Raw genomic sequence first — 13,963 nt, forward strand, 5'->3', positions numbered from 1 at the left:
CACGCAGGAGCAAGCCTTTTTGGTTACTTTTTTCTGGGCCGGCACTCCGGGCGTCTGGAAAAAGTGACCCGCCGTAAGGGCGGAACCCTAAGCCGCCGTTACCGCAACAACGGATATGTACCCAACGAAACTGACAGCGCCGACAGCTAGCCGTCACCCTCCTGACCCCCAAACAAGTTTATAAAGACCCTAACCCTGCCCAAACTCCGTCCGGCGCCCACCCCGCATGCGAATCCAAAAGAACAAAGCCCTGCTCGCCACCCTATTGATCGTCCTCGCAGGCGCAGGTCTGTGGTACGCCCTGAAACCCGCCCCGACCAAACTCGCCACCCCCACAGCAATCCCGGTGCGAGTCATAGCGGTCAGCGCAAAAGACGTCCCCCGCTACACCAGCGGCATCGGCTCCGTCCTCTCATTACACAGCGTCGTAGTGCGCCCCCAGATCGACGGCATCCTCACCAAAATCCTCGTCAAAGAAGGCCAACTCGTCAAAGCAGGCGACCTGCTGGCCACCATCGACGACCGCTCCATCCGCGCCAGCCTCGATCAGGCCCGCGCCCAACTGGGCGAAAGCCAGGCGCAACTGCAAGTCGCCCTGGTCAACCTCAAACGCTACAAACTGCTCACCGTCGACGACGGCATCTCGAAGCAGACCTACGACCAGCAACAAGCCCTGGTCAACCAACTGAAAGCCACCGCCCAAGGCAACCAAGCCTCGATCGACGCCGCGCAAGTACAACTTTCCTACACGCAAATCCGCTCCCCAGTCACCGGCCGCGTCGGTATTCGCACAGTCGACGAAGGCAACTTCCTGCGCATGACCGACACCGCCGGCCTGTTCACCGTCACCCAGATCGACCCGATCGCCGTCGAGTTTTCCCTGCCCCAGCAAATGCTGCCGACCCTGCAAGGCCTGATCAACGATCCGCAACGCGCACAGGTCAAGGCCTACATCGGCGCAGACACCGACGGCGAAACCGGCAACCTGCTCGGCGAAGGTCACCTGACCCTGATCGATAACCAGATCAACGCCAACACCGGCACCATCCGCGCCAAGGCCGAATTCGACAACGCCAGCCAGAAGCTCTGGCCTGGCCTGCTGGTCACGGTAAAAATTCAGACAGCCCTCGACAAAGATGCGCTGGTGGTCCCGCCCACCGTCGTACAACGTGGCCTCGATCAACACTTCGTTTACCGGGTCAACGGCGACAAGGTCGAAGCCGTGCAAGTGCAGATGGTTTATCAAGGCAGCGGCCAGGACATCATCAAAGGCGTGAAGGCCGGCGACGTGCTGGTCACCGATGGCCAGTCGCGGCTTAAACCGGGTTCAACGGTGCAAGTCATGAGCGAGCCGGCGCAGGTAGTGCAGGCGGAGCCGAAACCATGAAGGCGCACAAAGGCGTCTCGACGTGGTGCATCGATCACCCGGTCGCAACCATTCTCCTGACCATCGCGCTGGTGCTGGTCGGTTTGATTGCCTTCCCGCGGTTACCGATTGCCCCTCTGCCGGAAGCGGAATTTCCGACGATTCAGGTTTCCGCACAGTTGCCCGGCGCCAGCCCCGACACCATGGCCTCGTCCGTGGCCACGCCGCTGGAGGTGCAATTCAGCGCCATCCCCGGCATGACCCAGATGACCTCCAGCAGTGCGCTCGGCTCCAGCCTTTTGACCCTGCAATTCACCCTCGATAAAAGCATCGACACCGCCGCGCAAGAAGTACAAGCGGCGATCAACACCGCCGCCGGCAAACTGCCCAAGGACATGCCGACGCTGCCAACGTGGAAGAAGGTCAACCCGGCCGACAGCCCGGTGCTGATCCTCAGCGTCAGCTCGACGCAAATGCCCGGCACCGAACTCAGCGACCTGGTGGAAACCCTGCTCTCGCGTCAGATCAGTCAGATCGACGGCGTGGGACAAATCAACATCACCGGTCAGCAACGTCCGGCGATTCGCGTACAAGCCTCGGCGGACAAACTGGCGGCGATCGGCCTGACCCTCGCCGACATCCGACTGGCGATTCAGCAGACCAGCCTCAACCTCGCCAAAGGGGCGCTGTACGGCGAATCAAGCATCTCGACACTGTCGACCAACGACCAGTTGTTCCACCCCGAGGACTACAGCCAACTCATCGTTTCCTACAAGGATGGCGCCCCGGTTCACCTGCGTGATGTCGCCAAAGTGGTCAACGGTTCGGAAGATGCCTACGTGCAAGCCTGGGCCGGTGATCGCCCGGGGGTGAACCTGGTGATCTCGCGCCAGCCCGGCGCGAACATCGTTGAAACCGTCGACCGCATTCAAGCCGCCCTGCCCGGCCTCGAAGCGATGCTGCCGGCCTCGGTGCAAGTGAAAACCCTGATCGACCGCACGCAGACCATTCGTGCCTCGCTGCATGAGGTCGAGATCACCCTGTTGATCGCGATCCTGCTGGTGGTGGCGGTGATGGCGCTGTTCCTGCGTCAGTTGTCGGCGACCCTGATTGTGTCGGCGGTGCTCGGCGTGTCGCTGATCGCCAGTTTTGCTTTGATGTACATCCTCGGCTTCAGCCTGAACAACCTGACGCTGGTGGCGATCGTCGTCGCGGTCGGCTTCGTCGTCGACGATGCGATCGTGGTGGTGGAAAACATCCACCGGCATCTGGAGGCCGGCGACGATATGCGCGAAGCGGCGATCAAGGGCGCCGGCGAGATCGGCTTCACCGTGGTCTCGATCAGTTTCTCGCTGGTGGCGGCGTTTATTCCGTTGCTGTTCATGGGCGGTGTGGTCGGGCGACTGTTCAAGGAATTCGCCCTGACTGCGACCTCAACGATCATGATTTCCGTGGTGGTGTCGCTGACTTTGGCGCCAACACTGGCCGCACTGTTCATGCGCAAACCGGTGCATCACGCCCACGCCAAACCGGGCTTCAGCGAACGTCTGCTCGGCTGGTATGAGAAAGGATTGCGCCGCGCCCTCGCCCATCAGAAATTGATGATTGGCGTGTTCGGTCTGTCGCTGGCGCTGGCCATCGGCGGTTACATCTTCATCCCCAAGGGTTTCTTCCCGGTGCAGGACACCGGTTTCGTACTCGGCACCACCGAAGCCGCTGCGGATATTTCCTACGGTGACATGGTGAAAAAACACCTGGCGATGGCCGAAATCGTCGCAGCCGACCCCGCCGTGCAGGCGTTTTCCCACTCGGTCGGTGTGTCCGGCAGCAACCAGACCATCGCCAACGGCCGCTTCTGGATTGCCCTGAAAAAACGTGGCGACCGCGACGTCAGCGCCAGCCAGTTCATCGACCGTATCCGTCCGCAACTGATGAAAGTCCCCGGCATCGTCCTCTACCTGCGCGCCGGCCAGGACATCAACCTCAGCTCCGGTCCGAGCCGCGCGCAATACCAATACGTGCTGAAGAGTAACGACGGCGCGACCCTCGCCACATGGACGCAACGCCTCACGGAAAAACTGCGCAGCAACCCGGCGTTCCGCGATATTTCCAACGACCTGCAACTGGGCGGCAGCATCACCCACATCAGCATCGACCGCAGCGCCGCCGCACGTTTCGGCCTGACCGCCAGCGATGTCGACGAGGCGCTGTACGATGCCTTCGGGCAACGGCAGATCAACGAATTCCAGACTCAGGTCAATCAGTACAACGTGATTCTGGAGCTGGACACCAAACAACGCGGCAAGGCCGAAAGCCTCAACTATTTCTACCTGCGCTCACCGCTGAGTGGCGAGATGGTGCCGCTGTCAGCGCTGGCCAAATTTGACGCGCCGACCATTGGCCCGTTGTCGATTGCGCATGACGGCATGTTCCCGGCCGCCAACCTGTCGTTCAACCTCGCGCCTGGCGTGGCGTTGGGTGATGCGGTGATTCTGCTCAATCAGGCCAAGGCCGAGATCGGCATGCCGACGGCGATCAGCGGCAATTTCCAGGGCGCAGCGCAGGCGTTCCAGAGTTCACTGGCCAGCCAGCCGTGGCTGATTCTTGCGGCGCTGGTGGCGGTGTACATCATTCTCGGTGTGCTTTATGAAAGCTTCGTACATCCGCTGACGATCATTTCGACGTTGCCAGCGGCGGGGTTGGGCGCAGTGATCATGCTATGGATCTGCGGCCAGGACTTTTCGATCATGGCCTTGATCGGCCTGGTGTTGCTGATCGGTATCGTCAAGAAAAACGGCATCCTGATGATCGACTTTGCCCTGGAGGCGCAGCGCCACCGAGGCCTGTCGCCGCAGGATGCGATTTTCGAAGCATGCATCACGCGGTTCCGGCCGATCATCATGACCACCCTCGCCGCCCTGCTTGGCGCGCTGCCGCTGATGCTCGGTTACGGCACCGGCGCCGAACTGCGCCAACCGTTGGGGATCGCGGTGGTTGGCGGCCTGCTGGTCAGCCAGATGCTGACGTTGTTCACCACGCCGGTCATATACTTATGGCTCGAGCGGCTATTCCACCGGCCCAAACCGATGCCCTCACCGGCATTGGCGACCACAGACTGAGGCAGGGTCATGCGCGTTCTGATTATCGAAGACGAGGAAAAAACCGCGGACTATCTGCACCGCGGTCTGACGGAACAGGGTTACACCGTGGATCTGGCCCGCGACGGCGTCGAGGGCCTGCATCTGGCGCTGGAAAGCGACTACGCGGTGATCGTCCTCGACGTCATGTTGCCGGGCCTCGATGGCTTCGGCGTGCTGCGCGCATTGCGTGCACGCAAGCAGACCCCGGTGATCATGCTCACCGCCCGCGAGCGCGTCGAAGACCGCATCAAAGGCCTGCGCGACGGTGCCGACGATTACCTCGGCAAACCGTTTTCCTTCCTTGAACTGGTCGCGCGCCTGCAAGCGCTGACCCGGCGCAGCGGCGGCCATGAACCGGTGCAGGTGAGCATCGCCGACCTGTGGATAGATTTGATCAGCCGCAAGGCGACCCGCGCCGGCACGCGTCTGGATCTGACCGCCAAAGAGTTCTCGCTGTTGAGCGTGTTGGCCCGCCGGCAAGGTGAAATCCTCTCGAAAACCGCCATCGCCGAGATGGTCTGGGACATCAATTTCGACAGCGACGCGAATGTCGTCGAAGTCGCGATCAAACGCCTGCGCGCCAAGCTCGACGGGCCGTTCGACGAGAAACTGCTGCACACCATTCGCGGTATGGGTTATGTGCTGGAGAGCCGTGGTGTCCAGTAACTCGATTGCCCTGCGTTTAAGCGGCATGTTCACGCTGGTGGCGCTGCTGGTGTTTCTGTTGATCGGCGGCGCGCTGTATCAGCAGGTCGACAAAGGCCTGGGATTACTGCCGGAAGCCGAGCTGGATGCGCGTTACAGCGTGCTCGAATCGGCGCTCAATCGCTTCGGTACGCCCGAGCACTGGGTGAAGATAAACGCCAAGTTGAAGCTGCTCGGCGAAGAGGACAAACGTATTCGTTTCTGGGTGGTGAGCGGCGATCCGGGATACGAATACGGTCAGCCCGATACAGCGATTCGCGCCTTCGCCCAAGGGCCGCTGGGCATGCATGACCTGCAGTTGGCCGACCATCCTTATCCGCTGAAGGTGTTGCTGACCGAGTTGCCAGCCAAGGATCAGCGCCCGCCGCTACGGTTCATGATCGGCATTGATACCGAGACCTTCCATGAGACTCAACACAACTTGCTGATCGCGCTGATCGGGCTGGCGATTGTCGGTGTGCTGATGGCTTCGGCGCTGGGCTATTGGGTCGCGCGGATTGGTCTCAAACCGCTGATCAAACTGTCCCATGAAGCTCAACGACTGGCGCCTCCGTTACGGGCCGGGCGCTTGCGTCTGTCGCCGCTGCCACCGGAGCTGGAGCAGTTTGTCGACTCATTCAACTCGACGCTGGAACGGGTCGAACAAGCCTATTCGCGACTGGAATCGTTCAACGCCGACGTCGCCCATGAACTGCGTTCACCGCTGACCAATTTGATTGGCCAGACGCAAGTGGCGCTGACTCGCGGGCGCTCTGCCGAACACTATTTCGAAGTGCTGCAATCCAATCTTGAAGAGCTGGAGCGGCTGCGTTCGATCATCAATGACATGCTGTTTCTGGCCAGTGCCGATCAGGGCAACAAGGCGACCAAACTGACCTCGACGTCGCTGGCGGATGAGGTGGCGACGACGCTGGAGTATCTGGATTTCATCCTTGAAGATGCGCAGGTTGAAGTGCGGGTCAGCGGTGATGCGCTGGTGCAAATCGAGGTCGCGCATTTGCGTCGGGCGTTGATCAACCTGTTGAGCAATGCGGTGCAGCACACCGGGGCGGGTCAGGTGATCGAGGTGCGCATCGAGGTCGAGGAACATCAGGTGAGTATCGGCGTGGCCAACCCCGGCTCGCCGATTGCCAGCGAGCATTTGCCAAGGCTGTTCGAGCGCTTTTATCGGGTGGATGCGTCGCGTAGCAACAGTGGCAATAACCATGGCTTGGGGCTGGCGATCGTCAAGGCGATTGCGCTGATGCATGGCGGAGATGTGTTTGTGCGCAGTGATCGGGGGATGAATACCTTCGGGATTTATTTACCGGTCTGAAAAGCCCCTCACCCTAACCCTCCCGAAACGTCGGACCGCCCGTAGGGAGAGGGGACTGATTGGGGGATGCTGCAAATGTGCACCGACCTGATCTTGATTCACCGAATCCATAATCGACTCGATCTTTCACGTCGATGTACAACGCCAGACACCTCGGTCAGCTCCCTCTCCCTCCGGGAGAGGGCTGGGGTGAGGGGGTGATTTTTGCTCCTGCTGTAACAGTCATTTATGAAAATCACGCTGTTTCCCTACGCCCGGCAACCTTATCTTTGCCCGCACCAAACAGCACTCGCCAAGCGAGAAGGTTTTCAAGATGTCCAACAGTATGGGTATTGCCAGCGCTTTTGTTTTGTCCTCATTGATCCTGTCGCCAATGGCGATGGCTGAAGAATCCCACGCGTTCGTGGCGCAGAACACCGCGCGCGCTCAAGCGTATGACCAGCATCAGGCAGAAATGATGGCCAAGGCCAAAGACGCGACGCAGGCCCCTCAGGCTGCAACTTCCCAGGCTCAATCGCTGGAAAAAGACAGCTGAGTCGCGCACCGCACCGTTTCCCTCGACGCGGTTGTTTGGCTCTTCCCGTTCAACCGTCGTCATTCCAGGCCGCTGCCTTTCAGCGGCCTTTTTTCGTTGTGGTCTGAAAGCCGTTTGGTTCGTCTGTAACAACAAGAAACATCGAGCGCCTCAAGATATAGAGGCGCCAGTTGACCCAAGGAGCTCCATTGCACGTGCGTTACCCAGTCCGCTTCACTCCGTTGTTCATTGCAATTGCCGCAACTATTGCCCCCATCGCTCACGCTGAAGAACCTGCGAAAGAAGGTTTCGTCGAAGGTTCGAGCCTCAACCTCAACGCCCGCAACTACTACATGAATCGCAACCGCTTGCAGAAAGCGGACGACAACATCGAGTGGGGCCAAGGGTTCCTCGGGATTTTCAAGTCGGGTTACACCGAAGGCACGGTCGGTTTCGGCATTGATGCCCACGCCATGCTTGGGTTGAAGCTGGATGGCGGTGGCGGCACGGACGGGTCGAGCATCCTGCCGGTCAGAGAGAACGGCGGCAAAGCGCCGGGTTCGTTCTCCACGGCGGGCGGCACGTTGAAAATGCGTGCGTTCGATACCGAATTGAAGGCCGGTGATCTCTTTCTCACCAACCCGGTCATCGCTGGCGGTGACACACGCATGCTGCCGCAGACTTTCCGTGGTGTGAGCCTGACCAACCACAGCTTCGACGGCTGGTTGATCGAAGGTGGCCAGGCCAGTTTTACCAAGCCGTACAACCAGAGCGGTCACACGCGCATCGGCACTTCCTACGGCACCCTTGCCGACGGCGATGAGAGCCAGCACCTGAACTGGGCCGGCGTGGCGTGGAGCGGTGTCGAAGGCCTGACCAGCAGTCTTTATGCCTCCGAGCTGAAGGACATCTGGAACCAGTACTACTACGACCTGGATTACACCTGGCAGTTGAACGATCTGGTCAGCCTCAACCCGGGCCTGCATTTCTATCACACGCAAGACACCGGCGATGCCCTGCTGGGCAACATCGACAACAACACCTACAGCCTGCATTTCACTGTTGGCGTCGGTAATCACAGCGTTACCGCCGCGTATCAGCGGGTCAACGGCAACACACCGTTCGACTACATCAGCCAGGGCGACAGCGTTTATCTCGACAACTCGCAGCAGTATTCCGACTTCAACGGCCCGAACGAGCGCTCGTGGAAGCTCAAGTACGCCTATGACTTCGCCGGTGTCGGCATGCCGGGACTGACCTCGTCTGTGTCCTACTCGCGCGGCACTGTGGACCTGACCAAGGTTGATCCCGACAGCAAAGGCTATTCCAACTGGTACAGCGCCGATGGCCGCAACGCCAAGCATTGGGAACGCGATCTCGATTTGCAGTACGTGGTGCAAAGCGGTCAGGCCAAAGACCTGGCGGTGCATTTGCAATGGGCGACCAACCGCGGTGGCAACGGTTACGGCGTGATTGATTCGGATACAGATGAATACCGTGTGGTCATCGACTACCCGATCAACGTCTTCTAAGATCGGCGCCATAACACCGTCTTGAATTCAGTGAATCACCCTGTGGGAGCGAGCTTGCTCCCACATTGGGAATGGTTTCTGGCTTCGGCTGTGGTGTTTGGCCTACTACGCTTATAAGACTCCCCCAACCGACAGCCCAATCATGATCGCGAGCCGTACCCCACCCATGGCGGGCAAGACCGGACGCCCCGAGCTGCTGCTGATCTGCGGCAGTTTGCTGACCGTGATCGCGATTCTGTGCATCGTCACGTTCCTGCTGATCCGCGAGCACGCCAATGCTCAGGAATCAGCCACCCGCAGCGCTACCACCATCGCGCAACTGATCGACGCCGATGTGCTGCGCACGGTCGAGCTATACGATTTGATATTGCAAGGCCTGATCGCCGCCGCCCAGCGCGATGACCTGCAAGACGTTTCGCCGCAGATCCGCCATCTGGCGCTGTTCGACCGCTCGACCACGGCACGCTTCAAGGGCGACATTCTGTTGCTCGACAAACATGGGAATGTGATTGCCGATTCTTCGCGAATCGAGCCGAAACCGGGCAACTTCGCCGACCGCGATTACTTCCTCGCCCACGCGTTCAACCGCGATGTCGGCATGTTTATCAGTCGGCCGTTCAAGACCCGTTGCGACTGCGACGAGGCCAATCAATGGCGAATCAGTTTCAGTCGACGGATTTCTTCGGAAACCGGTGAGTTCGCTGGTGTGGCCGTGGCGTCGATGAAACTCGACTACTTCGATCAGTTGTTCAACAGCCTCGACATCGGCAAAGACAGCACGCTGAACATCATCAACAGTGACGGCGTCCTGCTCGCGCAGAAGCCCTATCTGCAAAGCGATTCCATCGGAAAAAGCTTCGGCAACCGACCGAATGTCGTGCGCATCCTCGGGGACAAGGATGGCAGCGGCAGTTTCACCAGCACCTCAAGCATGGATCATCAGCAGCGCCTCTATACCTATTCGCGGGTTGGCAATTTGCCGTTGACGGTGATGGTTGCGCTATCCAGCGATGAAGTGTTCGGCACCTGGCGGCGCACCGCGATTCTGATCAGCGGTGCCACGGGGGTGCTGTGTTTGGGGTTGCTTTGGCTGACCTGGCTGTTGGCCCGCGAGTTGCGTTTGCGCCAACGGGCCGAGCGCGAACTGGCGCAACTGGCTGCCACCGATGCTCTGACCGGTGTGGCCAACCGGCGAATGCTCGATCAGGCACTGCGTCACGAGTGGTTTCGCGCCCAACGCTCGGGCAAACCGATGTCGGTGATGATGATTGATGCCGATCACTTCAAGGCATTCAATGATCGACATGGGCATCAGGCCGGGGATCAGGCGTTGAAGACCCTGGCCAAGGTCATCACGGACAATGTGCGGCGACCGGCGGATCTGGTCGCGCGTTATGGCGGTGAAGAGTTTTCGGTGATTCTCGCCGAGACCGACGGCCATGGCGCGCAGCAGATTGCCGAGCATATTCGCCAAGCGGTGGAGCAGTTGCCGTTGGTCGACGGGGCCGAGCGGCCGATGACGGTGAGCATTGGCATCGCCACATGGACAGCGGCGAGTGAGATGACGCTGGAGCAGTTGCTGTTTGCTGCGGACAAGGCGTTGTATCAGGCCAAGGAAGGTGGGCGTAACCGCGTCGTCAGCTATTAAGATCAAAAGATCGCAGCCTTCGGCAGCTCCTACATGAGAATGCGATCACCCTGTAGGAGCTGCCGAAGGCTGCGATCTTTTGATTGTAAAAGGGCATAAAAAAAGGCCATCCGAGGATGGCCTTCAAAAAACTAGAGAGGTTTTTTACTTACACTGCCGCAACAGGGCGCATGTAAGAGATTGGTGCGGTGCTGGCGTCTTCGAACGTCACCACTTCCCAGGCATCTGTCTGCTCAATCAACTTGCGCAGCAGCTGGTTGTTCAGTGCGTGGCCGGACTTGAAGCCTTTGAACTCACCAATCAGGCTGTTACCCAGCAGGTACAGGTCGCCAATGGCATCGAGGATCTTGTGCTTCACGAATTCGTCTTCATAGCGAAGGCCGTCTTCGTTCAACACGCCATCGGCATCGACCACGATTGCGTTTTCAACGCTGCCGCCGAGTGCGAGGTTGTGCTTGCGCAGGTACTCGATATCACTCATGAAACCAAAGGTACGGGCGCGGCTGACTTCTTTTACGAACGAAGTGCTGGAAAAATCCACGCTTGCACTTTGGGTGCGGTCCCGGAATACCGGGTGATCGAAATCGATCTCGAAGCTCACCTTGAACCCTTCGAAAGGGACGAAAGTGGCGCGCTTGTCGCCGTCTTCCACTGTCACTTCACGCAGGATGCGGATGAATTTCTTGGCGGCGTCCTGTTCTTCCAGGCCTGCCGATTGAATCAGGAATACGAAGGGTCCAGCGCTGCCATCCATGATCGGGACTTCGGACGCGGAGAGCTCGACGTAGGCGTTATCGATGCCCAGGCCAGCCATGGCCGAGAGCAAGTGCTCTACCGTGTCCACTTTCACGTCGCCGTTAATCAGCGTCGTCGACATAGTGGTTTCACCGACGTTTTCCGCGCGGGCAGGAATCTGCACCACAGGGTCGAGGTCAGCGCGACAAAACACAATGCCAGTGTCGACAGGCGCAGGCTTGAGGGTCAGATAGACCTTCTCACCGGAGTGCAGGCCTACACCTGTGGCACGGATAATATTTTTCAGTGTGCGTTGTTTAATCATGGCTTGGGCCGCTTCAGCGCAAATTGCGAACTGGTATCAACAAAGGCTGGCGATGATAGCAGACCATGCCTTTGCTGAACACCAATCACCTTCATAGCCCTGATACATTCCATCAATCGGCCTGACGACGCAGGAAAGCCGGGATGTCCAGGTAGTCCAGATCATCTTGCGGATTCATCTTCGCGGCAGCCGCAGCACCGGCCTGAGCCTGGTTGCGCATGACGGTCGGACGGTCCAGATCACGGTAGTTGACCGCTGGCGCTTCCTGACGGGCCGCAGCCGGTTGTTGCACCTGGGCGGAAGCCATGGAGGTGTGAACGGTGTTGTCGATGACCTTGACAGGCTTCTCGATTTTCGCGCCCAGACCAGTGGCAACCACAGTCACGTGCAGCTCGTCACGCATGTCCGGATCGATAACAGTACCGACCTTGACCATCGCGTGCTCGGAAGCGAAGGCTTCGATGATCGAACCCACGTCGGAGTACTCACCCAGGGACAGGTCAGGACCGGCGGTGATGTTCACCAGGATGCCGCGTGCGCCTTGCAGGTTCACGTCTTCCAGCAGCGGGTTGCGGATCGCCGCTTCGGTGGCTTCACGTGCACGGTTCGGACCGCTGGCGCAGCCAGTGCCCATCATCGCCATGCCCATTTCGCTCATCACGGTACGTACGTCGGCGAAGTCGACGTTGATCATGCCCGGACGCTTGATGATGTCGGAGATACCGCGAACGGCACCGGCCAGTACATCGTCAGCCTTGGCGAAAGCCGACAGCAGGCTTGCGTCTTTACCGAGGATGGTCAGCAGCTTCTCGTTAGGAATGGTGATCAACGAGTCGACGCTTTCCGAGAGCATGCGGATGCCTTCATCGGCGATCTGCATACGCTTGCGGCCTTCGAACGGGAACGGACGCGTTACGACAGCAACGGTCAGAATGCCCATTTCCTTGGCCACTTCGGCGATGATCGGCGCAGCACCGGTACCGGTACCGCCGCCCATGCCAGTGGTGATGAACACCATGTTGGTGCCCTGCAGGACTTCGGCAATGCGCTCACGATCTTCGAGAGCGGCCTGACGACCTACTTCAGGGTTGGCGCCAGCGCCCAGACCTTTGGTCACGCCGGTGCCCAGTTGCAGAATGGTACGCGCGCCGATGTTTTTCAGCGCTTGAGCATCCGTGTTGGCGCAGATGAATTCAACGCCTTCGATGTTGCTCTTGACCATGTGATTGACAGCGTTGCCGCCGCCACCGCCAACACCGATAACTTTGATTACCGGGCTTGCGGGGATGTTGTCTACGAGTTCGAACATTTTCCCTCTCCTTACATTCTCTAGTTTTTTCGCCTACTGCATTTTTGTTGCGGTGCATCTACTGCTACTGCTTGCCGCTCGAAGCTTGTCGCTTCCAGCTGCTTTTAAAAGTTGCCTTGAACCCACTTCTTCAATCGGTCCAGCAACGGCGCCTGTGGTTCTTCGTTGCTGTAGCTGTCGCGGCTGCCGATGCCGGAGAACGAAACCCCGTCGGACTGCTTTTGCAGGCCGTACATCAACAAGCCAACGCCAGTGGAATAAATCGGGTTGCGCACCACGTCATCCAGGCCTTTCACACCGTGCGGCACACCGAGGCGTACCGGCATGTGGAAGATTTCTTCGGCCAGTTCAGTGGCGCCTTCCATCTTCGACGTACCGCCGGTGAGGACGATGCCGGCCGGGATCAGGTCTTCGTAGCCGCTGCGACGCAGCTCGGCCTGGATCAGGGTGAACAGTTCGTCGTAACGCGGCTCGACCACTTCGGCCAGGGCCTGACGCGACAGTTCGCGCGGTGGACGGTCGCCGACGCTCGGCACCTTGATGGTTTCACCGGCACCGGCCAGTTTCGCCAGGGCGCAGGCGTAGCGAATCTTGATCTCTTCGGCGTACTGGGTCGGGGTGCGCAACGCCATGGCGATGTCGTTGGTCACCTGATCACCGGCAATCGGGATCACCGCGGTATGGCGGATCGCGCCTTCAGTGAAGATCGCGATGTCGGTGGTGCCGCCGCCGATGTCGACCAGGCACACGCCCAGTTCTTTCTCGTCGTCGGTCAGCACCGAGTAGGCCGAGGCCAGTTGCTCGAGAATGATGTCGTCGATTTCCAGACCGCAGCGACGCACACATTTTTCAATGTTCTGTGCAGCGTTGACGGCGCAGGTGACCACGTGAACCTTGGCTTCCAGACGCACGCCGGACATGCCCAGTGGCTCGCGTACGCCTTCCTGGTTATCGATCACGTAATCCTGCGGCAGGGTGTGCAGCACGCGCTGGTCAGCCGGGATCGCCACGGCCTGAGCGGCGTCGAGCACGCGCTCAAGGTCGGCCGAGCTGACTTCGCGATCACGAATCGCGACGATGCCGTGGGAGTTCAGGCTGCGGATGTGATTGCCCGCCACGCCGACGAACGCCGAGTGAATGCGGCAGCCCGCCATCAGTTGGGCTTCTTCGATCGCGCGCTGGATCGATTGCACGGTGGACTCGATGTTGACCACCACGCCCTTCTTCAGGCCACGGGACGGGTGGGTACCGATCCCGACGATTTCCAGCGAGCCGTCGCCGGAGACCTCGCCGACCAGCGCCACCACCTTGGAGGTGCCGATATCGAGACCGACGATCATTTTGCCGCTTTGCACGTTTGCCATGGGTCCTGCC

General features: G+C 59.6%; 10 protein-coding genes. 7 read left to right on the plus strand and 3 right to left on the minus strand.

The annotated features are described in order from the left end of the window. The first annotated feature begins 226 nt into the window (after window positions 1–226). From M5G26_RS26725 to M5G26_RS26755, 7 genes are all read left to right on the plus strand, one after another. A complete protein-coding gene (locus M5G26_RS26725; protein WP_273916944.1) occupies window positions 227–1,387 on the plus strand; it encodes an efflux RND transporter periplasmic adaptor subunit in 1,161 nt (386 codons plus the stop codon). Further along, entirely contained in the window at window positions 1,384–4,485 is a 3,102-nt protein-coding gene (locus tag M5G26_RS26730) for a multidrug efflux RND transporter permease subunit (protein ID WP_273916945.1), read from the plus strand. Before M5G26_RS26725 ends, M5G26_RS26730 begins: the two co-directional genes overlap by 4 nt. A gap of 9 nt (window positions 4,486–4,494) precedes the next feature. Then, window positions 4,495–5,172, plus strand: a complete 678-nt coding sequence (locus M5G26_RS26735) for a heavy metal response regulator transcription factor (RefSeq protein WP_007916978.1) — start codon at window positions 4,495–4,497, stop codon at window positions 5,170–5,172. Continuing rightward, on the plus strand, window positions 5,162–6,526 hold the full coding sequence (locus M5G26_RS26740) for a heavy metal sensor histidine kinase (protein ID WP_273916946.1): 1,365 nt from the start codon (window positions 5,162–5,164) through the stop codon (window positions 6,524–6,526). Before M5G26_RS26735 ends, M5G26_RS26740 begins: the two co-directional genes overlap by 11 nt. Window positions 6,527–6,839: 313 nt before the next feature. Beyond that, the gene (locus M5G26_RS26745; RefSeq protein WP_016986472.1) at window positions 6,840–7,061 is read left to right on the plus strand and encodes a hypothetical protein; all 222 of its coding nucleotides are present in this window, start codon (window positions 6,840–6,842) and stop codon (window positions 7,059–7,061) included. A gap of 194 nt (window positions 7,062–7,255) precedes the next feature. Beyond that, on the plus strand, window positions 7,256–8,572 hold the full coding sequence (locus tag M5G26_RS26750; protein WP_273916947.1) for an OprD family porin: 1,317 nt from the start codon (window positions 7,256–7,258) through the stop codon (window positions 8,570–8,572). Window positions 8,573–8,714: 142 nt separating this feature from the next. Next, window positions 8,715–10,220, plus strand: a complete 1,506-nt coding sequence (locus tag M5G26_RS26755) for a sensor domain-containing diguanylate cyclase (protein WP_273916948.1) — start codon at window positions 8,715–8,717, stop codon at window positions 10,218–10,220. 148 nt (window positions 10,221–10,368) lie between these two features. Here the strand turns inward: M5G26_RS26755 and lpxC are convergent, their stop codons facing one another. From lpxC to ftsA, 3 genes are all read right to left on the minus strand, one after another. Beyond that, on the minus strand, window positions 10,369–11,280 hold the full coding sequence (gene lpxC, locus M5G26_RS26760) for a UDP-3-O-acyl-N-acetylglucosamine deacetylase (protein WP_007916984.1): 912 nt from the start codon (window positions 11,278–11,280) through the stop codon (window positions 10,369–10,371). Window positions 11,281–11,392: 112 nt separating this feature from the next. Further along, window positions 11,393–12,589 carry a cell division protein FtsZ gene (ftsZ, locus tag M5G26_RS26765; RefSeq protein ID WP_007916986.1) on the minus strand — a complete coding sequence of 399 codons (1,197 nt, stop codon included), beginning with the start codon at window positions 12,587–12,589 and terminating at the stop codon, window positions 11,393–11,395. A gap of 104 nt (window positions 12,590–12,693) precedes the next feature. Continuing rightward, complete coding sequence (gene ftsA, locus M5G26_RS26770; protein ID WP_273916949.1) at window positions 12,694–13,953, minus strand: cell division protein FtsA; 1,260 nt, start codon at window positions 13,951–13,953, stop codon at window positions 12,694–12,696. Window positions 13,954–13,963: the final 10 nt, after the last annotated feature.

Source organism: Pseudomonas sp. TNT2022 ID642 (genome assembly GCF_028656995.1).
Lineage (GTDB): Bacteria > Pseudomonadota > Gammaproteobacteria > Pseudomonadales > Pseudomonadaceae > Aquipseudomonas.

Excerpts from the sequence above, each read along its gene's own strand:
- M5G26_RS26725 (WP_273916944.1), top strand. The coding sequence starts at position 227 with ATGCGAATCCAAAAGAACAAAGCCCTGCTCGCCACCCTATTGATCGTC.
- M5G26_RS26730 (WP_273916945.1), top strand. The coding sequence starts at position 1,384 with ATGAAGGCGCACAAAGGCGTCTCGACGTGGTGCATCGATCACCCGGTC.
- M5G26_RS26735 (WP_007916978.1), top strand. The coding sequence starts at position 4,495 with ATGCGCGTTCTGATTATCGAAGACGAGGAAAAAACCGCGGACTATCTG.
- M5G26_RS26745 (WP_016986472.1), top strand. The coding sequence starts at position 6,840 with ATGTCCAACAGTATGGGTATTGCCAGCGCTTTTGTTTTGTCCTCATTG.
- M5G26_RS26755 (WP_273916948.1), top strand. The coding sequence starts at position 8,715 with ATGATCGCGAGCCGTACCCCACCCATGGCGGGCAAGACCGGACGCCCC.
- lpxC (WP_007916984.1), bottom strand. The coding sequence starts at position 11,280 with ATGATTAAACAACGCACACTGAAAAATATTATCCGTGCCACAGGTGTA.
- ftsZ (WP_007916986.1), bottom strand. The coding sequence starts at position 12,589 with ATGTTCGAACTCGTAGACAACATCCCCGCAAGCCCGGTAATCAAAGTT.
- ftsA (WP_273916949.1), bottom strand. The coding sequence starts at position 13,953 with ATGGCAAACGTGCAAAGCGGCAAAATGATCGTCGGTCTCGATATCGGC.